15 protein-coding genes and 1 pseudogene are annotated in these 22,814 nt (G+C 70.1%); 2 read left to right on the forward strand and 14 right to left on the reverse strand.

Annotation, left to right across the window (positions count from 1 at the left end; all coding sequences use genetic code 11):
- Window positions 1-3: 3 nt before the first annotated feature.
- The 4 genes from AQJ67_RS04920 to AQJ67_RS04935 form a co-directional block, all read right to left on the reverse strand.
- A complete protein-coding gene (locus AQJ67_RS04920) occupies window positions 4-1,197 on the reverse strand; it encodes an aminotransferase class I/II-fold pyridoxal phosphate-dependent enzyme (RefSeq protein WP_062716703.1) in 1,194 nt (397 codons plus the stop codon).
- 129 nt (window positions 1,198-1,326) lie between these two features.
- Complete coding sequence (locus AQJ67_RS04925; RefSeq protein ID WP_062716704.1) at window positions 1,327-2,043, reverse strand: iron-containing redox enzyme family protein; 717 nt, start codon at window positions 2,041-2,043, stop codon at window positions 1,327-1,329.
- Window positions 2,044-2,047: 4 nt separating this feature from the next.
- A complete protein-coding gene (locus AQJ67_RS04930) occupies window positions 2,048-9,352 on the reverse strand; it encodes an amino acid adenylation domain-containing protein (protein WP_159058711.1) in 7,305 nt (2,434 codons plus the stop codon).
- 35 nt (window positions 9,353-9,387) lie between these two features.
- Window positions 9,388-9,606: an MbtH family protein gene (locus AQJ67_RS04935; RefSeq protein WP_062716706.1), complete on the reverse strand. Its 219-nt coding sequence runs from the start codon at window positions 9,604-9,606 to the stop codon at window positions 9,388-9,390.
- A gap of 198 nt (window positions 9,607-9,804) precedes the next feature.
- Here AQJ67_RS04935 and AQJ67_RS04940 point away from each other — a divergent pair, with 198 nt between their 5' ends.
- The gene (locus tag AQJ67_RS04940; protein ID WP_062716707.1) at window positions 9,805-11,091 is read left to right on the forward strand and encodes a cytochrome P450; all 1,287 of its coding nucleotides are present in this window, start codon (window positions 9,805-9,807) and stop codon (window positions 11,089-11,091) included.
- Window positions 11,088-11,360, forward strand: a complete 273-nt coding sequence (locus AQJ67_RS04945; RefSeq protein WP_062716708.1) for a hypothetical protein — start codon at window positions 11,088-11,090, stop codon at window positions 11,358-11,360. Before AQJ67_RS04940 ends, AQJ67_RS04945 begins: the two co-directional genes overlap by 4 nt.
- A gap of 124 nt (window positions 11,361-11,484) precedes the next feature.
- Here AQJ67_RS04945 and AQJ67_RS46570 read toward each other — a convergent pair.
- From AQJ67_RS46570 to AQJ67_RS04990, 10 genes and pseudogenes are all read right to left on the reverse strand, one after another.
- Window positions 11,485-11,589, reverse strand: a pseudogene (locus tag AQJ67_RS46570) (IS5/IS1182 family transposase); the annotation flags it as partial.
- A 24-nt stretch (window positions 11,590-11,613) separates the two neighbouring features.
- Window positions 11,614-12,276: a riboflavin kinase gene (locus AQJ67_RS04950; protein ID WP_062716709.1), complete on the reverse strand. Its 663-nt coding sequence runs from the start codon at window positions 12,274-12,276 to the stop codon at window positions 11,614-11,616.
- Window positions 12,277-12,308: 32 nt separating this feature from the next.
- Window positions 12,309-13,256, reverse strand: a complete 948-nt coding sequence (locus AQJ67_RS04955; RefSeq protein WP_062716710.1) for a C-terminal binding protein — start codon at window positions 13,254-13,256, stop codon at window positions 12,309-12,311.
- Between the two features lie 158 nt (window positions 13,257-13,414).
- Window positions 13,415-14,797 carry an APC family permease gene (locus tag AQJ67_RS04960; RefSeq protein WP_062716711.1) on the reverse strand — a complete coding sequence of 461 codons (1,383 nt, stop codon included), beginning with the start codon at window positions 14,795-14,797 and terminating at the stop codon, window positions 13,415-13,417.
- A gap of 306 nt (window positions 14,798-15,103) precedes the next feature.
- The gene (locus tag AQJ67_RS04965; RefSeq protein ID WP_062716712.1) at window positions 15,104-16,945 is read right to left on the reverse strand and encodes a sigma-54-dependent Fis family transcriptional regulator; all 1,842 of its coding nucleotides are present in this window, start codon (window positions 16,943-16,945) and stop codon (window positions 15,104-15,106) included.
- Window positions 16,946-16,995: 50 nt separating this feature from the next.
- Complete coding sequence (locus tag AQJ67_RS04970) at window positions 16,996-18,546, reverse strand: aldehyde dehydrogenase family protein (protein WP_062716713.1); 1,551 nt, start codon at window positions 18,544-18,546, stop codon at window positions 16,996-16,998.
- 78 nt (window positions 18,547-18,624) lie between these two features.
- Entirely contained in the window at window positions 18,625-19,746 is a 1,122-nt protein-coding gene (locus AQJ67_RS04975) for an LLM class flavin-dependent oxidoreductase (RefSeq protein ID WP_062716714.1), read from the reverse strand.
- Between the two features lie 126 nt (window positions 19,747-19,872).
- Complete coding sequence (locus AQJ67_RS04980) at window positions 19,873-20,760, reverse strand: fumarylacetoacetate hydrolase family protein (protein ID WP_062716715.1); 888 nt, start codon at window positions 20,758-20,760, stop codon at window positions 19,873-19,875.
- A 44-nt stretch (window positions 20,761-20,804) separates the two neighbouring features.
- Window positions 20,805-21,269, reverse strand: coding sequence for a flavin reductase family protein (locus AQJ67_RS04985; protein WP_279616873.1), 465 nt, complete (start codon window positions 21,267-21,269; stop codon window positions 20,805-20,807).
- Between the two features lie 153 nt (window positions 21,270-21,422).
- Window positions 21,423-22,691 (reverse strand): aspartate aminotransferase family protein, encoded by a 1,269-nt coding sequence (locus AQJ67_RS04990; protein ID WP_062716716.1) that lies wholly within the window; start codon window positions 22,689-22,691, stop codon window positions 21,423-21,425.
- Window positions 22,692-22,814 lie beyond the last annotated feature (123 nt).

A 22,814-nucleotide genomic window follows, 5' to 3' on the forward strand; every position in this document is an offset into this window, starting at 1 on the left:
GACCTAGCGGGGCAGGATCTCGTCGCGGATCGCGGCGAACGCCGCCACCGCACGGTCCACGTGCTCTGGGGTGTGGGTGGCCATCCAGCTGGTGCGCAGCCGGGGGGAGGCGGCCGGGCCGATCACGGCGTTGGTGTAGACACCGAGGTCCATCAGCTTGCGCCAGGCGGTGAACACCGTGGCGTCGTCCGGCATCGTCACCGGCACGATCGGGGACGCGCTGGGACCCACGTCGTAGCCGAGTGCGGTGAGCGAGCGACGGATCTCGTCGGCGATCTCCAGGACCCGCTTGGGCCGCCAGATCTCGTCCCGCATGATGCGTACGGTCTCCAGCACCGCGGCGGCGTCGGCCGGTCCGAGGCCGGAGGAGAAGATCACCCCGCGGGCGTGGTTGCGCAGGTACTGGATGAGGATCTCGCTGCCGAGCACCACGCCGCCGCAGGAGCCGAGGCCCTTGCCGAAGCTGATCGTCATCAGGTCCACGTCGTCCGTCAGGCCGAAGTGGGCGGCGGTGCCACGTCCGTCGGCGAGGACGGAGGCCCCGTGCGCGTCGTCCACCAGCAGCGTCGTGTCGTACCGCCGGCACACCTCGACGATGGCCGGCAGGTCGCACAGGTCGCCCTCCATCGAGTACACGCCGTCGACGATGACGAGAGTCTCGGTGTCGGACGGGCAGGCGGCGAGTTTGCGGTCCAGGTCCTCGGCGTCGTTGTGCCTGAACCAGCGCAGCGCGGCATCCGCGGAGCGGCTGAGCCGGATGCCGTCGATGAGCGAGGCGTGCACCTGCTTGTCCACCAGGGCGATCCGCTTGGGGTCGCCGAGGTCCCGGTAGAGCAGGGTGCCGACGGCGGCCAGGTTGGTCTGGTAGCCGGTGCCCACCACCAGGGCGGCGGGCTTGCCGAAGTAGTCGGCGAGTTCGGCCTCCAGTTCCTCGATCAGCTTCGAGTTGCCGTTGAGGAGACGGCTTCCGTTGAAGGAGGTGCCGTAGTCGTCGATGGCCGTCCTGGCCGCTTCGCGGACCCGGGGATCGACGGAGAGGCCGAGATAGCTGTTCGAGCCGCACATGAGGTACTCGTTGCCGTCGAGTCGGGCGACCGGGCGGCCGTGCCCTTCGAACGGGGTGTAGTAGGGGTAGAGCCCGACTTCACGCAATTCATCGCGCCGCGTGTAAGCGGCGCACTTGTCCAGGAGGCTCATATATTCCTCGGCAATTCGCTCGGAGGGTGATACGGCCACTGTGCAGAAAACTGCTTCAGGGCCGGTTAAGGATTGGCTCGATCTGGCATTCGAATGACACTTCGAAAATTTCGGAGCCACGCATTGTGTTTATGCCGCCGAACGGCTCGCGAGGTACTCGTCCAGGACGTTGTCGAGCAGGGCCGCGTTCAGGTACAGGGAGGTTCGGGCCACCTCGATGACCTGGCGGCGGACCTCGGGGGTGTCCGCGTTGCGCTCCAGGGCCTTCCGGACCTCGTCGGAGTGCTTGGCGTCGATGGTGGAGTGGGCGACGAAGAAGCTCATCGAACGGTCCGTCAGTCCGAGGTCGCCCCGCAGATGGTCCAGTAGCTCGCCGATCTGGTCGTACGAGCTCTCCGCCCAGTAGCTGTAGCCCATCCGGGCCACGGCCCCCTGGCGGAGGCTGACGTAGTACAGCCAGCCGATGAACGCCTGGGTGGCGGGCAGCGGTACGGAAGCCGAGAGCGGTTCGTCGAGCAGTCCGGCCAGCCGAAGGTCGTGCTCGATCATCTTCTCGTGGCCCAGTTCCTCCAGCGAGTGGTCGACGGCGTAACGGATCAGGTGGGTGCGGCCCGGGGGCATGCCGAGCACGGCGACCGCCTGGTTGAGCGGGTTGTGCTGGATGTAGTGCCACAGCTGGCACATCGTCCGGCGATACAGCTCCCGGTCGGCGCCGTGTTCCCGTACATGACGGTAGAACGGCCCGGTGTGGATACGGGCCCAGCCCTCGGCGACGACGCGGTCGAGTTCCTCGAAGAACGCGGTGTCGGAGACAGCGGCCTCGGGAGTGACTGCGGTTTCGGTCATCGGTCTACCTCGCTTGTTTCAGAAGGGAACTGAGCTCTTCTGTGATGTGCCGCAGGGGTTCCGGGGCCGTCATGGTCAGGTGGCCGCAGTCGACGGCGTGCTCGGTGATCCGGCCGCGCACATGGGGCTGCCAGGCGTGGGCGGGAGCCGGGTTCCGCTCCCGGGCGGCGGTGAAGCAGACGACGTCGCCGTGGAACCGGCCCGGGGTGAAGTCGCGGGCGATCCTGAGCCCGTGTGTCCCGACGGACGGCAGCCGGGACCGCAGCTCCTCGTCGGTGCCCGGCGGAAGGTGGCCCGCCAGCTCCCGTTCCTGCGGTACGGGGACGAGGTGCCGCGGCGTACGGGCGTCCAGCAGGGCCAGCAGGGCCACCTCCTCGCCCTGTGCCTGCGCCTGGACGGCGAGCTCGTGCGCGATCAGACCGCCCAACGACCAGCCCAGCAGGTGGTAGGGGCCGGCCGGCTGGACGCTCCTGATCCGGTCGAGGTAGTCCGCCGCCATCTCCTCGACCGAGGACGGCAGCGCCTCCCCCGGCCGGGCCAGCCCGCGCGCCTGCAGCCCGTAGAGCGGCCGGTCCGGGTCGAGACCGCCGAGCAGGCCCGCGTAGGGCCAGGCCAGACCGCCGGAGGGGTGGACGCAGAAGAGGGGCGGCAGGTGGCCGGTGGTGCGCAGCGGCAGCAGGACCTCCAGCGCGGTGTGGGCGGGGACGGTCTCGTGGGTGGCGCGGGCCGCGAGGGCGGCGACGGTCGGCGCCTCGAAGAGTGCGCGCACCGGCAGCGTGACGCCCAGCACGGACCGGATGCGGGAGAGCAGCCGCAGGACCAGCAGCGAATGGCCGCCCCGCTCGAAGAAGTTGTCGTGCACGCCGACGCCCCCGGTGCCGAGAACGTCCTCGAACAGGCCCTGCAGCACGGCTTCCAGGCCGGAACGCGCGGTGCTCGTGGCGGCCGGGCGGACCTGAGGGGGGCTGGGAAGGGCACCGCGGTCGATCTTTCCTCCGACGGTCAGGGGCAGCGCGTCCAGGCGGACGAAGGCGGACGGAAGCAGGTGCACCGGGAGGGTGGCGGCGAGCCGTTGCCGGAGCTCGCTGTCGTCCGCGGCGGTGCCGGGGGCCAGGTAGGCGACGAGGCGCCGGTCGCCGGGGTGGTCCTCGCGGGACACTACGGCGGCGGCGTCGATGCCGGGACAGCGCAGGAGGGCGGCTTCGATCTCGCCGGGTTCGACTCGGTGACCGCGGACCTTGATCTGCCGGTCGGCGCGGCCGAGGTGTTCGAGCCGGCCGTCGGGACGGTGGCGTACCAGGTCGCCGGTGCGGTACATGCGGTCGCCGGGGGGACCGTAGGGGCAGGCCACGAAGCGGGCCGCGGTGAGTCCGGGGCGGTTCCAGTAGCCGCGGGCGACCTGGTCACCGGCCACGTACAACTCGCCGGTCACGCCTGCCGGGACGGGCTCCAGCCTGCCGTCCAGGACGTACGCCCGGACGCCGGGCAGCGGTCGGCCGATCGGCACCCGATGGGGCAGCGGATCCGTCGGCGCGAGGCGGTGGTCCAGGCAGGCGACGGTCGTCTCGGTGGGGCCGTAGGAGTTGACCACCGCCACGTCCGGGTGGCGGGCGCGCCACGGTTCGAGGTCGGTGCCGTACAACGGCTCGCCGCCCAGGACGAGTTCGGCCGTGGGCGCGTGCCGGCCGGGCAGCGTCGCAAGGATCGGCAGGTGGCTCGGTGTGCCCTTGAGGAGGGCCGGGCGGCTGGGCAGGGGCTCGTCCAGGGCTTGGAGGCGCAGCCGGCCGCCGCTCACCAACGGTCCCAGCAGCGCGGTCAGGCTTCCGTCGAACGCGGCCGAGGCATGGGCGGTGACGGTCCCCGACAGGCCGGAGTAGGCCGCGCGGCAGTGCGTCAGGTAGGCGGCGAGCGAGCCGTGGGTGACCACGACGCCCTTGGGGCGGCCGGTCGAGCCCGAGGTGTGCAGCACATAGGCGGCGTCGCCGGGGGTGGGGCGGGTGGCGGGGGCGTATGCGGGTCGACCGGCCAGAGCGGCGGGGTCGTCGAGTCGGAGGGTCTGGGCGGGGAGAGCAGCGGACCGCGCCGCGGTGTGCGCATCCGTGACCAGCACGCGTACGCCGGTGTCGGACAGGACGAGCCCGAGCCGCTCCGTCGGATGGCCGGGGTCGAGCGGGACGCAGACGGCGCCCGCCTTGAGTACGCCCAGGAACGCGGCCGGCAGGTCCGGGGAGGGGCCGAAGCAGATGCCGACCGGGTCCTGTGGACGTACGCCCATGGCGTGCAGGCAGTGTGCGATGCGGTTGGCGCGGACGTCGAGACGGGCGTAGGAGAGTCGCGCGGTTCCGCAGATGAGGGCGGTGGTGGTCGGGGTCCGGGACACCTGGCTCTCGAACAGCCTCACCGGCGTGGTCGGGGCGGCGGCTCCCCTGGTGCCGCTCCACTCGACCAGGACGCGTCGGCGTTCGCCGGGCAGCATGAGGTCGAGGGTGGACAGACGGCGCTCCGGGTCCTCCGTGGCCGCCGTCAGCAGTCGCTCGAAGCGGGCGGCCATCGTCGCTGCGGTCTCCTCATCGAACAGGTCCGCCGCGTAATCCAGCGTGCCGTCGAGGCCGGCTGGGTGCCGGTCGGGGGTGAACCGTTCGGTCAGGCTCAGCGACAGGTCGAACTTGGCCGGGCGGGGTCCGGGCGGCAGACGATCGGCGGTGAGACCCGGTAGTTCCAGTCCGGCCTCGGGGGTGCTGTGGAAGGCCAGCAGCACTTGGAAGAGGGGGTGGCGGCCGGGGCTCCGTGGCGGGTTCAGCAGCTCGACCAGCCGCTCGAAGGGCAGCTCCTGGTGGGCGTAGGCCGCCAGGTCCGTTTCCCGGACGCGGGCCAGCAGGTCGCCGAAGCCGGGGTCGCCGGTCAGGTCGGTCCGTAGCACCAGGGTGTTCACGAAGGCGCCGACGACGTCGTCGAGGAGCGGGTCGCCGCGTCCGGCGACCGGAGTGCCGACCGGGATGTCCGGCCCCGCCCCGAGGCGATGGAGCAGGGCGGCCAGCGCGGCGTGCAGCACCATGAACGGGCTGACCCGGTGGTCCCGGGCCAACGCGACCAGCCTCGTGTGCAGTTCCGGGCCGATCCGCACCGGTACGGTGCCGCCCTTGCCCGAGGACCGGGCCGACCGGGGCCGGTCGGTGATCAGGCCGAGCTCCTGCGGCAGGCCGGCCAGCGTCCGGGTCCAGTACGCGGCCTGCCGGGCGGCGGTGCTCGCCGGGTCTGTCTCGTCGCCGAGGAGACGGTGCTGCCAGAGCGTGTAGTCGGCGTACTGGACGGGCAGCGGAGCCCAGTCGGGGGCCTCGCCGCGCAGCCGGCTCGCGTAGGCGCGCGCCAGGTCACGGGCGAGTGGCGCGATCGACCAGCCGTCGCCCGCCGCGTGGTGCAGCACCACCACCAGAACATGCTCGGTACGGCTCAGCCGAAGCAGCCCGACCCGGATCGGCGGCTCGCTGCGCAGGTCGAACCCACGCCCGACGAGCTCGGCGACCGCCTCCGGTAGCTCGGCCGGGGTGGTGTCGGCGACTGTGAGCAGGGTGCCGGGTGCAAGAGAACAAGAAGAAGGGGACGCCGCGTCCGCCCCCGACCACTCCGCCCGGGTGGCGACCGTCAGTGGACTGCCGTAGACGGTCGGCGCGCCGGCAGGCCCAGGAACCGCCCTTGGCACCTCGATCGCGGATATGGCGGGAGCCGGGCGCACCGACTGGTACGGCACGCCGTCCGCGGACTCCGGGCAGATCGTGCGCAGCACCTCGTGGCGGTGTGTCAGGTCGGCTGTGGCCGCCCGCAGCGCGCCGGTGTCGAGGTCTCCCGACAGCCGCACGGCGATCGGCATGTTGTATGTGGCGGAGTCCGGCTCTGCCCGGTTGAGGAACCACAGTCGGCGCTGGGCCGGGGACAGCGGTACCCGCTCCGGGCGCCGCTCGGCGCGGGCCAGTGGCGGAGGCAGGGTCGTGCCGGGTATCGCGGTCTGCAGCAGGGCGGCCAGACCCGCGACGGTCGGGTGCTCGAAGACGGCACGGACCGGCAGCTCGGCCCCCAGTACGGCGCGTACGCGGGCGGTGAGGCGTACCGCGAGCAGGGAGTGTCCCCCGGCGTCGAAGAAGTCGTCGTCGAGGTCCACCCCCGTGGTGCCGAGCACCTCCTCGAAGAGCCCGCACAGGGCCGCCTGCGTGCCGGTCCGGGTCGTAGGCGCGGCGGCCGGGCGGGACCGGGTGGGGCGGGGCAGTGCCGTGCGGTCGAGCTTGCCGTTCGGGCTCAGCGGGAGAGCGTCGAGTTCCACGAGCGCGGAGGGGACCATGAACTCCGGTAACTGCGAGGCCAGTTGGCGGCGTATCTCCCGCAGGTCGAGAGTGCTGCCGGGGGCGGGTACGACATAGCCGACGAGGCGCCGGTCGCCCGGGGGGTCCTCACGGGCGACGACGGCCGCGGCGGTGACGTCGGGGTGGCGCCGCAACGCGGTCTCGGTCTCGCCGGGTTCCACCCGGATACCGCGGATCTTGACCTGGTGGTCGGCGCGGCCCAGGTAGTCGAGCATGCCGTCGCTTCGGAGGCGTACGAGGTCGCCGGTGCGGTACATGCGGTCGCCGGCCGGTCCGGACGGGCAGGCGACGAAGCGGGCGGCGGTGAGTCCCGGGCGGTGCCAGTAGCCACGGGCGACCTGGTCGCCGGACACGTACAACTCGCCGGTCACGCCCACCGGTACGGGTTCGAGGCGGGCGTCGAGCACATGGATTCCTACGTTCCGGAACGGCAGCCCGATCGGCACCCGGGTGGGCAGGGGTGTGCCGTCGCGGTGCAGTGTGGTCGAGGTGACGAGGTGGGTCTCGGCCGGTCCGTAGTGGTTGTGCAGCCGTCGGGGCGGCCCGCCGCGCAGGAACTCGGCGGTGGCCGGGCCGATGGTCAGCGCCTCGCCGCCCTGCACCAGGTCGCGCAGGTGCGGCAGGGTGGCGCCCTGTTGCAGAGCGGCCGCGCAGAGTGCCTCGATGACCAGGTTCGGTGCGAACAGCTCGTTGACCCGGTGCCGGTGGAGCCATGCCACGAGTTCCCGCGGATCGCGCCGGACCTCGGCCTCGGGCACGGCCAGTGTCCGGCCGGAGGCGAGCGAGTAGAAGATCTCCTGCACCGACACGTCGAAACTCACCGGCGCGAACTGGGCGGTGACGGTGCCCGCCCCACCGGGCAGCAGCTCGGCGTGTCCGGTGACCAGGTTGACGACCGAGGAGCCTGGCATCGCGATGCCTTTGGGCCGCCCCGTGGAGCCCGAGGTGTGGATCACGTACGCCGGATGCGCGGGCCGCAGCGGAGCCGTCCGCTCCACGTCCGTCACCGGGCCGTCGGGCATCGGGGAGACCGCTGCGCAGGTCTCCGGGTCGTCCAGCACCACGCGCGGCGGGCCCGGCGGGAGGCCGTCCGCCGTGGCGCGGTCCGTGACCACGCAGGCCGGTGCGGAGTCGTCGAGCAACTGGCCGATCCGCTCCGGCGGATAGCCGGTGTCCACCGGCAGGTAGGCGGCGCCCGTCTTGACCACGGCCAGGATCGCGGTGATCTGCTCCACCGACCGGGGCAGCGCGACGGCCACCGCCGCTTCGGGGCCCGCGCCGAGCGCTATCAGGTGCCGTGCCAGCCGGCCCGCCTCGCGGTGCAGGTCGCGGTAGGTCGCCGACCGGTCGCCGCACGCGACGGCGACCGCTTCGGGGGTACGTTCGGCCTGCTCCTCCAGTACGGCGGGCAGCGGCCGTTGGTCGTTCGGCCGGCGGGGCGCGCTCCAGCCGGCGGCCACCAGGCGGCGCTCGTCCTCCCCCAGCAGGCCGATACGGCCCACCGGGCGGGCCGGCTCCGCGGTCATGGCCGCGACGACACGCAGGAAGCGGTCCTGGTGCCCGACGGCCTCCTGAGCGCCGTACCGCTCGGGGTGGGCCTCGAAGTCGAACAGCACATCCTGGCCGGCACCCCGGTCGGTCAGCATCACCGAGAAGTCGCCGACCGCGCCGTTGGCCAGCCGGTGCCGGGTGACGCGGGTACCGGGCCAGGACGCCTCGGTCAGGTCGTCGTGCAGCGGCAGGACGTTGACGGAGGGGGCGGCGAGGCCGGTGCCTGAGCGCAGCCAGCGAAGATCGCGTTGCAGGTCCTCGTAGCGGTACCGCTGGTGGCGCAGTGCTTGCCGGATCTCGCGGGACGCCTCCCGGGCGAGCCCGGCCAGGTCGCTGTCCGGTGTCACGCGCAGCCGCAGCGGCACCACGTTCGCGGTCATGCCGGGGGTCCGCCGAGCTGCCGCGCTCGTCCGGACGGCCACCGGCAGCTCCAGTACGACCTCGGGGGCGCCGGTGATGCGGTGCACATACGCCGCCATGCCCGCGGTCAGCACGGCTGACGGGTGGGCCCGCAGCCCGGCGCGACCCGCGTCGATCACCGACCGGTCGACGTGCCGGACCCGCCGGTGGGGTGTGTCCGGCTCCGGCAGCTCACCGCTCGCCAGGCTCACCGGCTCAAGCCCGTCGGCGAAGTACCCGCTCCAGAACTCCCGGTCACGCTCGAAGTCTTGCGAGGCCCGGTACACGATGTCCTCGTCAACCAGGTCACTCAGCGACCCGAACGGGCAGGCGCCGGGCGACAGTCCCCGGCGCACGGCACCGTGCACCTCACCCAGCCGACGGCTGAACAGGGTCGCCCCGTAGCCGTCCAGCGCGATGTGGTGGGTGCGGTAATAGAAGAAGTGACGGTCACGGCCGACCCTGATCAGGGTCGCCTCGAACAGCGGGCCCCGACGCAGGTCGAGCGGCCGGGCCCGGTCGGCGTCCATCCAGACCAGGGCAGCGGCCTCCGGGTCGGGGCGGTCGGTGAGGTCGAGCAGGGGGACGTCGACCGCGGGCCACACCTCAAGGATCTGTACAGGGCCGGCGGCGTCGGACGGGAAAGGGCCTGTGCCGCCGGCGGCACGGGTGCCGGCCGGGGTGCGGGTGCCGTCGGCGCCGGGGCGGGCTGAGCCGCGGGCTCTCACTTCGCCGACGCGTCCCGGCCCGCAGCCGTCCGAGCCGTGTGCGGCACGGGCGCCGGAACCGGCACCACGCCCGGTACCACCCCCGCTTTCCGTGCCGAAGCCATCGGTACCGCCGCTGTACCCGGTCTCCTCCGCGAAGCGAACCCGTACCGCCTCCGTGTCCGCGATCGTCCGGTGCCAGGCCTCCACCAGCGCGCCGTGGTCGACGGGCCCCCGGATGTCCAGGTACTCGACGATCTCCCGTCGCGAACGGCCCCGTTCCAACTGCTCCGCCATCCACATGCCACGCTGCGCAGATGTCAGGGGGAGCCTCATGAGCGTGCCGCCCGCGGTCGGTCCTGCCCGAGGCTCCTGGGGCGCATGTCGGTCCAGTGGGCGTCGATGTGGTCCAGGCACTCCTGGCGTCCGCCGTCCGAGAGGACCACGGTCCAACCGGCCGGGACGGCGATGTCCGCACGCCACAGTGAGTACTGCGCTTCCTGGTTGACCAGAACCCGGTACCGGGCCTCCGGATCGTCGAACGGATTCATCGGCGCGTTCCCCTCAACCCTGTTCCACCGCGTCGCTGCCGGACTCTTCCGCCTCCCAGTTCATCTCTGGTTAAGCGGGTGACTCGGCCAAGGCTGAAGCGGCCGTCGACACAGCCCTGCGTGCACTGCGAGCCGGTTCCGCTGAAGGGGGGCGGACCGCTTAACCGAAGGTGAAGCGAGGTCCCACACATTTGCGGAATGACGGTCACACCCATCACCGGCATCGAGGACGTGAACCTCGGAGACATTGCTTTCTGGGGCCGCCCGCCCCAGGACCGGGCGACTGCCTTCCGGCTGCTGCGCGAACATCCGACGCCCGTTCGCTTCCCGGAACCGAAATCCCCGTGGGCCGAGAGCGGCCCCGGCTATTACGCCCTGGTCCGCCACGCCGATGTGTCCGAGGCGAACCGCAACGCCGAGGTGTTCAGTTCCGAACCCAGCGCGCTCACCATCACCGACATGCCCCCGGAGTTCAACGAGTTCTTCGGATCGCTGGTCAACATGGACGATCCGCGCCATGCGAGCATCCGCCGGATCGTCTCCAGTTCATTCAGCCCTCGGATGATGCGCAGGCTCACCGGGGACATCGAGCGGATCGCCGCCGAAGTCGTCAGCGACCTCTCCGACGCCCTCGCCACATCAGGGCCCCGCGACTTCGTCGCCGAGGTCTCGAGTCGGGTCCCACTGCTGGTCATCCTGGACATGATGGGGATACCGAGGTCCCACTACCCGACCGTCCTGGAGTGCTCGAACGTCATCGCGGCGGGCGACGACCCGGAACTGCTGGGAGCGACCCAGACGGAACAGGAGGCCGCCTATCTGCAGGCGGCGTCCGTCCTGGCTGAGCTGATGGCGGACATCGGCGCGCAGCGCAGGGCCACCCCCACCGGTGACCTGACGTCCGCGCTGGTGAACGCGGGCCAGGACGGACAGCGCTTCACCGACCAGGAACTGTCGTCCTTCTTCATCTTCCTGATCGTCGCGGGCAACGAAACGGTGCGCACCGCCCTGTCGCACGGCCTCGAACTCCTCACCGACAACCCGGACCAGCGCGCCCTCCTCACCGCGGACCTGGACGACCGGCTGCCGGGTGCCGTCGAGGAGATCCTCCGTCTGTCGAGCCCCGCCATCTGGATGCGGCGCACGGTCACCAGGGACCACGAGTTGGGCGGCCGAACCTACATCAAGGGCGACAAGCTGGTCCTGTACTACTGGTCGGCGAACCGGGACGAGAAGGTCTTCGAGCGGCCGGAGGAGTTCGACATCCTCCGCTCTCCCAACCCGCATCTGTCCTTCGGCGGCGGCCCGCATTTCTGTCTCGGCGCGCATCTGGCCCGGCTGGAGATGACGGTGCTGTTCCGGGAACTCTTCACCCGCATTCCCGGCATCAGGTCGGTGGGTGAACCGGACCAGGTGCTTTCCGGTTTCTTCAACGGCATGAAGCGACTCACCTGCGACACGGTCGGGGAAAGGACCGGTTCATGACGGGCCGCCGGATTTCCCCGGCCGAAAGATTCCGCATCCTTGCGGACATCCTCTCCGGCAGGCTCACGGCCGGGGACGCCGCTGTCCACCACGACGTCCCGGTCGGTGTCGTCACCCAGTGGCTGCGGGAGATCCCGGTGGCGGCACCGGCGGAACCGTCCGACCGGCCCGCCGGGGCCACGGCACCTTCGCGGCCGCGGCAACGCCCCCTGCCCCGCTGCCGGTTCGTGGTCGATGAGATGGTGCAGGGGTTGGGGCTCCAGGCATGAGGCCGGGAAACGTACGCAACGTGGACGTCGGTTCAGCTCACGTGATCATGACCGGCGGGTCCAACGGCATGGGCCTCGCCACGGCCCGACTGCTCGCAGAACGTGGCGCGTGGTTGTCACTGAACCGGGTCAGACATGCCTGAACGATGCCGTGGGCCCGGGCTGCGGTCAGGTCGTGGGTCCGTCCCGGGGCGGCCCGTGAGAACCACAGCGGCGTGCCGTCATGACGTAAAACAAGGCGCGGCGGGCACGGTCATGGAGACGAAAAGTGGGCCAGACGCCATGCGACGTCCGCCAAAGGGAACCCGGTCCGTGCAGCGACCCAGTGGTACAGGTCCGCGCCGGGGGGCGCGCTGCGCGCGGCTTCGGTGATGACTTCGGTCCGCTTGAGCGCCCGGATGGTGGGGCGGCACCTGTCGCGTGGCAGACTGCGCTGGTCCACACCCCAACGGCCCTTGCTGCGCTCGCTATGGGGAGGTTCGGTGATCAGGTGGCTGAGGCCGTTGCGAGCGGCCCATTGCGCGGTGTCGCGGACGTCTTCCTGCAGTTGACGGACGAGGGCGGGCGAGGTGTCGAATCGGCGCTGTGGTCGTAGGCGGTGCCGCAGTGTCACGAGCACCGTGCGGCCGTAGAGGTCTCCCTTGAAGCCCAGGAGATGGGCTTCAAGGAGCCGGAGTCCGTCAGGGCCGTAGTACGTCGGGCGGTGGCCGACCGAGACGACAGCGACGAATGTCGGCCCGTTCGGTTCAAGGCCGACTGTGGCCGCGTATACGCCGTCCCGGCGCACGGCGCCGACGTCGTGGAGGTTGGCCGTGGGAAAGCCCAGTCTGCGACCTCGCCGGTCGCCGGACCTGACGACGCCGATCACGGCTATCGCCTCGTCGGCACCCTGGTGTGCGGAAATCTGGTGGGTCACGTCCTTCTCCCGTTCCGGTGTGGGCTGTCCGGTCAGACGAGGTCGATGAGGGGCTCTCCGGCGAGGGCGCGGCGGGCGCGGGAGACGGCGCCGTCCTGGAGGGCGCCGAGCGAGGTCGTTGAGCGCCAGGCGATGTGCGGGGTGAGGATGACGTTGGGTGCCTCCCGCAGAGGGTGCTCCGTCGGGAGCGGTTCCTGGGCGAAGACATCGAGGGCGGCACCCGCGAGGTGACCCGAGTGCAGCGCGTCGGCCAGCGCCTGCTCGTCGACCAGGCCGCCTCGCGACACGTTGACGACCACTGCCCCGGGCCGCATGCGGCGCAGTACGTCTCCGGACACCAGATGACGCGTCTCGTCGGTGAGGGGGAGGTGGAGCGATACCACGTGGGACTTCTCCAGTACCTCGGTCAGCTCCGCCGCCGGTATCTCCGGGACGGACGTGAAAGGGTCGTAGGCGTGCACCCGCGCGCCCACCGCGGACCACGACGCGGCCACGATGCGGCCGATCCGCCCCAGGCCGACGACGCCGACGACGAGGTCGGTCAGCTTGGGCGCGTCGTAGGCGATGCGGCCGGCCCAGCCGCCGTCGCGGATCGCCGCGTGCCCCTGAGGCAGTCGCCTGCTCAGCGCCAGACCCATCGCGAAGGCATGGGTCGCCACCTCGTCCGTCGACGCGTCCGGGACGATGGACACCGGGACGCCAGACGCCGCGGCTGCCGAGACGTCGATGTTGTCGTAGCCCATCCCGTAGCGCACGACGGCCTGGCAGTTGTCCAGGGAGGCTATGTCGTCGGCGGTGACCTTCGCGTAGGGGGTGACCATGACGATCCGGGCGTCCGCCATCGCCGAGCTGAAGGAGGCCTGGTCGGCCGCGGCGATGAGACCCAGGCCGAACTCCTCGGCCAAGGCCCGCTCACGGTCCAGGTGGGGAAACTGGTGAGGTGCCACCAGAATGCAGCCAGAGGAGGGAGCTTTCGTCATCTTTTGTTCCTTTGCGCTCTTGAGGTGTGGCGCTGCCGGCCTCGATCACCCGTGAGCCTAGGTCGGACGGATGGGGATGAATGTGCCAAAGTGAGGCACGGGTGCGACGCGGTCGGGGAGGATGCCGGCCGCACCCGTGCGCTCTGCTGACAGTGATGTCAGCCCGCGCGTCGGCCGATGCGCTCGTACGTCGCTGATCCGCGCCGCTTCAGAATCAGCGCGGTGACCACGCCGGCGAGAACCATGACGTAACCGACCGCGAGGAGGAGGGTGACGACCGCGGTGGGCGCGACGATGAGCAGGTCCATGTTCAACGACGCCGTCAGCAGGGCGAACCCGATGGCCAGTGCGGAGACGGCGGGGGCGACCAGGGTCTTCCACGGGGAGGCGCCCTGCCGGTGGCGCCGGAAGTAGGCGATGACGGCGATGCTCGTGAGGAGCAGCAGGAGCAGCATCCCGTAGAACGCCACACCTGAGGTCGCGCCGTACAGGTCGGACTCGGGGATGCCGGACGCGATCAGACCGAGCATGACCACGAGGAGGACCGCGCCCACGGTGACGGCCGAGATGTGGGGCGATCCGTGTCGCTGGTGGACGGCCGCCAGCCGACGAGGAAAGACACCGTCCACGCTGAGCGAGTGCGTGTAGCGGGACAGGATGTTCTGCAGGGAGAGGGTCGAGGCGAACATGCTCGTCACCACCAGTACGGCGATCACCTGGTTCGCGAAGGCACCGATGTAGGTGAGCAGCGCGTGCGGCATCATCTCGGCCGGGGCGGCCGCCGCGTCCGCGACCGCCCGGGAGGCGCCCGAGGAAAGGATCAGCGAGTAGGAGGAGATCGCGTAGAAGACGCCGAGGAAGATGATCGTCAGGTAGGTGGCGCGGGGGATGGTGACCTCCGGGTCGCGCACCTCGTCCCGGTAGATCGCGGTGGCCTCGAAGCCGTTGAAGACTCCGATGCTGAACAGGAGCAGTACCCCGATCGAGGGCGTGACCAGGTTTTCAGGGTTCCAGGGAGTGAGGGAATGGCCCTCCGGACCACCGTTGCTGATCATGACGATGTCGAAGACGAGGATGGCGCACACCTCGACGGCCAGCAGCACGGACAGGACCTTGGCCGAGAGTTCCACGTTGAAGTAGCTCAGGACCCAGACGGCGCCGAGCATGATCAGCGACCAGATCCACCAGGGCGCTCCCGCTCCGCCGGTGAAGCTGGTGAAGAGATTGTTGACGCCGATGCCGGAGAAGACGAGCGCCGCGATGATGTTGAATCCGTAGGTCGACAGCGCGAGGAAGGAACCGCCGAGTCCCACGGGGCGGCCCAGTCCCTCTCCTATGTAGGTGTAGAAGGCACCTGGCCTCGGGATCTTCCGGCTCATGCTGGTGAAGCCGAGAGCGAAGAGCGTCATCAGCAGCAGCACGGCGACGAAGGCGATCGGTACGGCGATACCGAAGCTGATGTTGACGGACAGGAACCCGAAGACGACACCGAGCGGTGCGGTGAAGGCCAGGACGGTGAAGAGCAGTCCGAAGGTGCCCATCTCACCCTTGAGCGTGGCGGTCGGGGAGGCATCCTTCGGCTCTGTGGCGGGTGAAGCGGAAGAACATCGGATTGTCGTGGAGTGAGTGTCCATGTGGGGTCTTCCTTGTCGGCTGGGCGAGGCGCGAAGGCAGGCCCGGCTTCGGCTGAAGGCAGTGCTTCGCCGCGAGGGGCGAGAGCCAGCGGGGAAGGCCCTGAGGGAGGCCGCTACCGCTGTTGGCGACCCAGCATGGAGTTTCGGCCAAGGCTGAGACTGTCCCACCTTGGGGCATCGGCGCCGGGTGCCCGCGCGCCGACAGGTCGGCGGCTACTCGTAGGGACGCAGCTCCAGTTCGAAGCCTCGGTGGGTGTAGCTGTCGATCTTGCGGTAGAGCGTCGACCGGCCGATGCCTAGCATCGCCGCGGCGCGCAACCGGTTGCCACCGGCCTCGGCGAGGGCTTCGCGGATCTGGTAGAGCTCTGCCTCCTCCAGGCGCGTGAGCTTGCTCCGGGCGAGACCGCGGGCGTGCGCCTGTGCCAGGTCGTCCATGCGTAGTTCCTGCGTCCGGCACCGTGCGGAGGCCGTCTCAATGACGTTCCGCAACTGGTGGACGTTTCCCGGCCAGTCCGCGGCGACGAGCACGTCCAGCAGGCGAGGTGACACCTGCGTGGCCGGGCTGTCGTCGAGCGAGAGGAAGTGGGCCGCCAGGGCGGGAATGTCCTCGCGGCGCATACGGAGTGGCGGCATCTGGACCTCGACGCCACCCAGACTGCTGATCAGCGGCAACAGCTCGTCGTCCAGCCGTCCGAGCGTGCACACAACCCGCGGTTGCTCCAAGAGGTCCAGCAGATCGGTCAGGCTCTCCCGCATCGATGCGCCGCACTCGTCCACCCGGTGCAGGACGACCGCCGCGCCGGCCGCGAGTTCCGCGTCGACCTCGTCGATTCCCCGGGGCCGGTCCACGCCGGGCCCCCAGTCGAAGGTGACGGTGTGCTCGGCGAGCCGGCTGGCCATGACCTGTGCGAGGTGTCGCTTGCCCGTGCCCGGCTCGCCGACGACGTAGGCGGGCGTGCGACGCGTGCAGGCTGTGGCCGCGGCCTCGAGCGCGCGCCGGATCGCGAGACTGTCGCCGATGATGCCCTCGAAAGGGCTGCGGCGTGGTGTCGGGCCGGCCGCCTTCTTGGAGAGCACCTTGCCCGGCTCTTTGCGGCGCAGCCGCAGCACTGTGCCGCCCGCGCTCTCGCCGCCGAGGAGGACGGGGCGTGCGTGGAGCTGGAGGACCGTGTCGGGACCGACCGTGAGGTCGCGCTGCACGGTTTGGTCGAGACGCTCGGCCTCACGGCTGTACGCCGCAAGGACGGAGTAGTCGCTCTGGCCCAGCAGGGCCAGAGCTCCGCGGCTCGCGATGGTGGTCCGCTCGTCCATCGCGACGACGGCATCGGCGCCCCGCTTACGCACCTCCTGCAGGTAGGCGGACATCAGTGCCTGTTCACGAGCGGCAAGCCGGGCCGCGAGAGCCCTGGTCACCTCCGCAGCCGCACCCTGGACGATCAGCAGAATGGACCGCGGATCGACCTCGCGGGCGAGACTTTCCGGCAGCATCAGACTGAGGACACCGCGGACCGACCGGCGCAGCGGATCGCGGATCGGGACGGAGGTGCAGCAACTCCCCTGCAGTGTCTCCGCGAAGTGCTCTCCGCCCCACACCTGCACCGCCCCGCCCTCTTCCAGCGCGGTGCCATCGGAATTGGTGCCGATCAGGTCCTCCGACATGCGTCCGCCGTGGATCGGGAAGGCGCGGTCCGCCTGCCGGACGGCCGCGGTGTCCCCGCGGAAGACAGCAAGGGTCCCTTGGGCGTCGGTGAGGCACACGGCGCCCTGGGTGTCCATGCAGAGACGTTCCAGCTCGGTCAGGACCGGCTCCGCGCAGGCGAGGAGCTGATCGTCGAGGTGGGGCTCGACGGTCTGAGTGAAGACGTCCGAGCCGAGCCGCACGTTGCAAGCCAGGCTGCGCCGCCATGATCGCGCGATCACGGGACGCAGCCTGCTGAGATCGGTCCCCGCGGGGTCCGCGACGAAACGCTCACGGAGGGAGACCAGCTCGGCTGTGCTGGCCGCTCCCAGACGCATCGGGTGGGCGAGGGGCTCCCCGCCGAAGGGCATGGTCATCGGACCTCCTCGATACGACGCGGGAACGTTCCTCTACGTCTGCCTCGAAGTCAGTGGGTCAGGAGATGCTCCAAGTGTGCGGGCAGCTTACGTGCCTGCTGCCGGGCAAACTGTTGCGTATACCACTTTCCGAGCGTCTGCACTCCGGTCGAGCCGCTCGCCTTCCAACCACCGAAGGTCTGCGGACCGGGCCACCAGCCGGTGGTCGCGTGACCAGGGACGTTCACGTCGACGCACCCGGCCTCGATGCCGTTCAGGAACGTACGGGCCTCGTCAAGATCGCCGGTGTAGATGCCGGCGGTCAGGCCCATGGGCGTATCGTTGGCCGCGTCGAGCGCCGCCTCGAAGGAGGGGACCTGGCTGATGGTGAGGAAGGGCAGGAAGTGCTCGGTGGTCGACAGCGCGTGATCGGCCGGTACGGAGGAGACCACCGCCGGGCGGACGAAGTAGCCCTCGTGGTCGAGGCGCTCCCCGCCGGACACCGTGCAGCCCTCCGCACGTGCCTGCCCGACGATTCGCTCGAACCGCGCCAGTGCCTCGGCCGACACCACAGGGCCGGCGAACGCGTCGGCGTCGGAGGGGTCGGCTACGACGGCGCGGCTCGCCCGCTCGGCCACCAGCTCGACGAGCCGGTCGTGCGCCCCGGGCGTCACCAGCACTCGCGAGAGCGCGCTGCACTTCTGCCCGCCCAGATCGAAGGCGGAGAACACGATGCCGTCGGCCGCCGTCTCCAGGTCGGCGGTGTCGGTGACGATCACCGGGTTCTTGCCGCCCATTTCGGCGATGACCGGCCGGGCGTAAGGCCCGTCGGTGAACGTCCGCATGATGGCCTGGCCGACGGCGACCGAGCCGGTGAAGGAGATGCCGTCGATGTCGGAGGCGGCAAGCGCCCTGCCGGGTTCGTCGGCGCCATGGACGACGTTCACCAGTCCGACGGGCAGGTCCATCGCCTGGCACATCTCGTACACCGCGTGCCCCGACCAGGGACCCTGGTGCGAGGTCTTCACGACCACACCGTTGCCGGCGATGAGCGCGCCGATAGTGGGGCCGGCGGCCTGCACGATCGGGAAGTTGAAGGGGGTGATGACGCCGAAGACGCCGTACGGCCGCAGCACGGAGTCGTTGGCGAAGCCGGCCGGATCGGCCGCCCGCTCGTCCTCGAAGGCACCGGGCCGAGCCGCGTATTCGGTGTAGCAGCGCAGGATGTCACGGACTTCGAGCCCTTCCGCTCGTGCCCCCGCGTAGGTCTTGCCGACCTCCAGCGCCGTGCGTACGGCCCAGTCCTCCACCGCGTCCGTGACGTGATCGATAGCCCGCTGCACGTGCTCGATCCGCTTGCTCAGCGGCACCTTGCCCCATTCCCGCTGTGCCGCCCTGCTGGTTTCCACAGCGAGCCTGACGACATCGGCGGGCGCGTCGTGGCACGCGCTGACGGTCACGGACGGATGACCGGGGTCCTCCCTGACGATCAGCTCGCCGTCGAAATACTCCTTGCCGCCGACGACATGCGGAACGACGACATGAGTGCCGGTGCGCCGCTTGGCCATCTCGGCGGCGAATGCTTCGTGGCCTTGACGGTTCTGGTGGTCAAGAGCGGTCATACAAACTTCCTTTCAAAACGCGTCCTGGCTGTTGCCAGCCGTGACGCCATGGCGGGCAGGCCTGTGTCCGGGGCGGGATCAGTCCTCGATCCCGGCAGGGCGGGGAAGATCGACCAGAGCCTCGGTGCGGTGCTCGAGCTCCTTGATCCGGGGGATGACCTCCGTGCCCAGCAGCTCGAAGTGGCGCCGGTAGCGCTCGGGCTGGTCGAGGTAGTCGAAGGTGAAGCTGATGATCTTGCCGAAGCCACCGGAGGCGTCCAGATCCCGCTGCAGCTTCTTGATCACGGTGTCGGGTGAGCCGACGAGCCACTTCTCCTCGGCGAGGTACTCGATCGGCACGTCGTCCGGGTCGGTCACACCCAGCTCGGGCACCATGGTCGGCAGCATGCCGCCGCGGGCGTAGCCGGGCAGCATCCACTCGCGGTAGGTCCGCCCCATGGCCCCGTTCACGGCGAGGTCCATCGCCTCCTCGTCGGTGTCGGCGACCAGGATGTTGTGGGCGACCCGCCACTCGTTGCGGTCCGCGGCGAAGCCGGAGCTCTCCGCGCCCTGCATGTACCGGTACCAGTGGCCGGCGAGGTACTCACGGCCCACGTTGAAGCTCATCGGCAGGTAACCCAGCTTGCCGGCCCGCGTCATCGTGCGGGAGGCGGGGCTGAGGCCCGCCATGAGCAGCGGCGGATGCGGCTTCTGCAGCGGCTCCATGAACGGGCCCTGTTGGATCTCGTCGTACTCGGGGATCTCGAACTGCCAGTGCTTGCCGTCGTGGCGATAGGGGCCCTTCTTCTCCCAGATGGCGCGCATGATCTCGACAGCCTCGGCCATCTTCTCGCCCGGGTCGGTGTTGCCGTGGATCAGGTGGTCCGTGGGGTAGGCGCCGGCGCCGAGACCGACCATCAGGCGGCCGTTGGACATGTGGTCGAGCTGCATCAGCCGGTGGGCCAGCGCCATCGGGTTGTGGTTGCCCGGGACGTTCGCGCCGGTACCGAACCTGATCTGCTTCGTCTGCTGCAGGGCCGCGGCGATGTACAGCTCCGGGCTGCACACCGGCTCCCACCTCATGGTGCTGTGTTCGGCGATCCATACCTCGGACAGCCCGAACTCGTCGGCCCAGTTGATGACCTGCATGTCCCACTGGAAACCCTCGTGCAGACCGGTTTCCGGAAGGCGGAACGGTACGAGGAACAGTCCGATATCCATGCTTGCTCTCCAGAGTGTGTACGCGATCATCAGATCGATCGCTGGGGTTCTGCTCGCAGTCTCATGCCGCGTACGGTGGCGCGACTGTGTCACCTTGAAGCACTGGCAGGCGGTGCCGCGCAGGCGTCAGCGCACGACGCTGCGCAGCGTGCCGACACGCTCGACAACGACCTCGACGACGTCTCCGGGCAGCAGCCACAAGGGGGGGTTCCGCTTGCTGCCGATGCCTTCCGGCGTCCCGGTCGAGATGATGTCCCCGGGGGAAAGGGTCAAGAACTTGCTGATGTAGGCGATGAGTTCGGCTACGGGGAAGATCATGTGCCGGGTGTTCGAGCCCTGTACCTGCACACCGTTGACGCGGGTCGCAAGGTCAAGGCTCTGTACGTCGCCCACCTCGTCCAGGGTGACCAGCGCGGGCCCGCAGGGCGTCGAGGCGTCGACGGCCTTGCCGGCCAACCACTGCGTGCCGTGGTACTGCAGGTCCCGGGCGGTGATGTCGTTGAGCACCATGACGCCGGCTACCAGATCGAGGGCCTCGTCGGGCCGCACGGCGCGGCCCTCCCGGCCGATGACGACGGCCAGTTCCCCCTCGTAGTCGAGCTTGTCGGTGACGTGCGAGCAGCGGATGTCGTCCGCCGGTCCGATGAGCGTGCTCGCGAACTTCGCGAACACGTCAGGGTGTTCGGGAAGTGCCCGGCCGGTCTCGGCCACGTGGTCGTTGTAGTTCAGGCCGATGCACAGCACCTTGCCGGGGTCGGTGACCGGCGGCCCCAGCCGGAGGTCCCCGGCCAGGGCGACACGCGCCGACGACTGCTTGTCAGCCGCCCGTCGTACGGCCTCGGCGACCTGGATGAGGTCATGGCCATGGCGGTGCAGCAGTTCCCTGGTGGTGGCCTGTGGACCGAGCCCTTCCATGCTGCTCGCGAGCAGGGCGACATCTATGTCGTACACCGCCTCGTCGAGCACCGCGCCGGCCCGCCAGTTGTCGTCCAGCCAGTAGGAGACGAGCTTCATCGTGTTGTTCTCCTGAAAGAGATCGGATGTGAGGGACTCGGGACTCAGACGGCGAGCAACCGACCGCCGTCGAAGAAGCCGCCCGCCGCGTATACGAGGGGAGGCAGGTCGCTGGTCTCCACCCCGACGACGCGTCCGAAGAACACCGAATGGGTGCCGGCCTCCACTCGCGAGACGACCTGAACCTCGAACGTCGCCGACGCCCCGTCCAGCAGGGGCGCGCCCTGCCCGCCCTCGTGCCAGCCGACGTCCCGGAACTTGTCCCCGCCCGACCTGGCGAAGGCCGCCGCCACCGTCGACTGGGTGTTGCTCAGGATGCTGATCCCGAGGTACCGAGCGGTGCACAGCGCGGCATGCGACTGTGCGGAGGTGTTGATGCAGACCAAGACCAGAAGGGGGTCCATCGAGACGCTGCTGAAGGCGTTGACGACCAGCCCGACGGGCCGGCCGTCTACCTGAGCGGTCACGACCGTCACGCCCGAGGGAAAGGCGCGGTGGGCCTGCTTCACCTGCTGAACCAGCTCGGTAGGCGCCTGCCGACCGGGGACGGGCGCGAGTGAAGTGGTGTGTGTCTGGCGTGTGTTCAGTGTGTCCATGTCGCCTACAGTGCTGCGCGGTCAGAGTCGGAGAACGTGCCAATCTGGTACAGCGTGCTCACCCCGTCACGGGGTCGCTTCGGCGACCGCGGCCACGGCGTCCGCCAGCCGGTCGGCGAGATCGCCCACCACCTCGGTCGTCATCGGCGTCGAAAGCGCGGCGAGGTTGGCGGACGACAGGAGCAGGCCGCGGTCGTAGGCGGCCCACCAAAGCCGGTGCTGCGTCTCCCGGTCGACACCGGTCACGCCGGCCGGAAACACTCGCAGCAGGGAGCCGGCGCCGCGCACCTCCCACCCCAGCGGCTCGACACGTGCCGCCACCACACGGCGTGCCTGGTCCCCGAGCCGGTTCAGCCGGGCGACGGTGTCGGGGGAGAGCAGCCGCAGCGCCTCCGTCCCGGCCGCCATGCTCACGGGGTTTCCCGAGAACGTGCCGGAGTGCGGGATGGATCCCTTGCTTCGAGGGTCGAGTACGCGCATGAACTCCTCGCGTCCCGCCAAGGCGCCGACAGGGAATCCGCCGCCGATGAGCTTGCCCGCGGTCAGTAGGTCGGGCACGATCCCGTACTCCCCGCTCAGCCCGCCCGCCCCGATCCGAAGACTGATCACCTCGTCGATGACGAGGAGGATGCCGTGCTGGTCCGCCAATTCGCGGGCCGCCCGCAAGAAATCGGCGGTCACGGAGATCAGACCGGCCCGGTTCGGCAGCAGGTCGAGGACGATGGCCGCGTGGTGGTGCGGCTTCTCTTCGATCACCTGCCGGAGCGAGTCGATGTCGTTGAGAGGGACCAGGGACACCTCGCGCACGGTGGATTCCGGGACTCCCCGCGCGGACTGCTCGCCCCCGGCGCACAGCGCGACATCGGAGGAGCCGTGGTAACCACCGCGGGTCATGATCACACCCGTTCGTCCGGTCACCTCACGGGCAACACGGACAGCCGACATCACCGCCTCGGTCCCCGAATTGGTGAAGCGTACCTGGTCCAGACCGGGCAGCCGCTGGAGCAGGAGATCGGCCAGCTCCCATTCACCGAGGTTGGGAATTCCCCAGCATGCACCGGAGTCCATCGCCCGGGTCGCCGCCTCCACGATCTGCGGGTGCGCGTTGCCGTGCACGAGCGTGGTGAAGTTGTTGTTCGCGTCGATCAGCTCTCGGCCCCGGTCGTCCCAGAGCCGGTGGCCCTCGCCGCGAACGGCGTATACCGGTGCGGCACCAGTGTGGTATGCGTCGCGACCGTATCCGCCGGGCAGGAGGGGGAAGCCCCGCCGTCCCCTGCGCACGTGTTGATCGCTGTCGGGAACGGCAGGCGCGGCGGTCTTCGTTTCAGAGGCCATCGATGTTCAACATCCTTCGCGGCAGACCGTCCGCGCTGCGGACGCCGTTCGCTCCCGTGTCGGTCGAGCGCGTGGGACGGTCGGTTTCAGGTGGTCACCACCCTGGCGTTGAGAACGTAGGCA

The organism is Streptomyces caeruleatus, from assembly GCF_001514235.1.
In the GTDB taxonomy this organism is placed as follows: domain Bacteria; phylum Actinomycetota; class Actinomycetes; order Streptomycetales; family Streptomycetaceae; genus Streptomyces; species Streptomyces caeruleatus.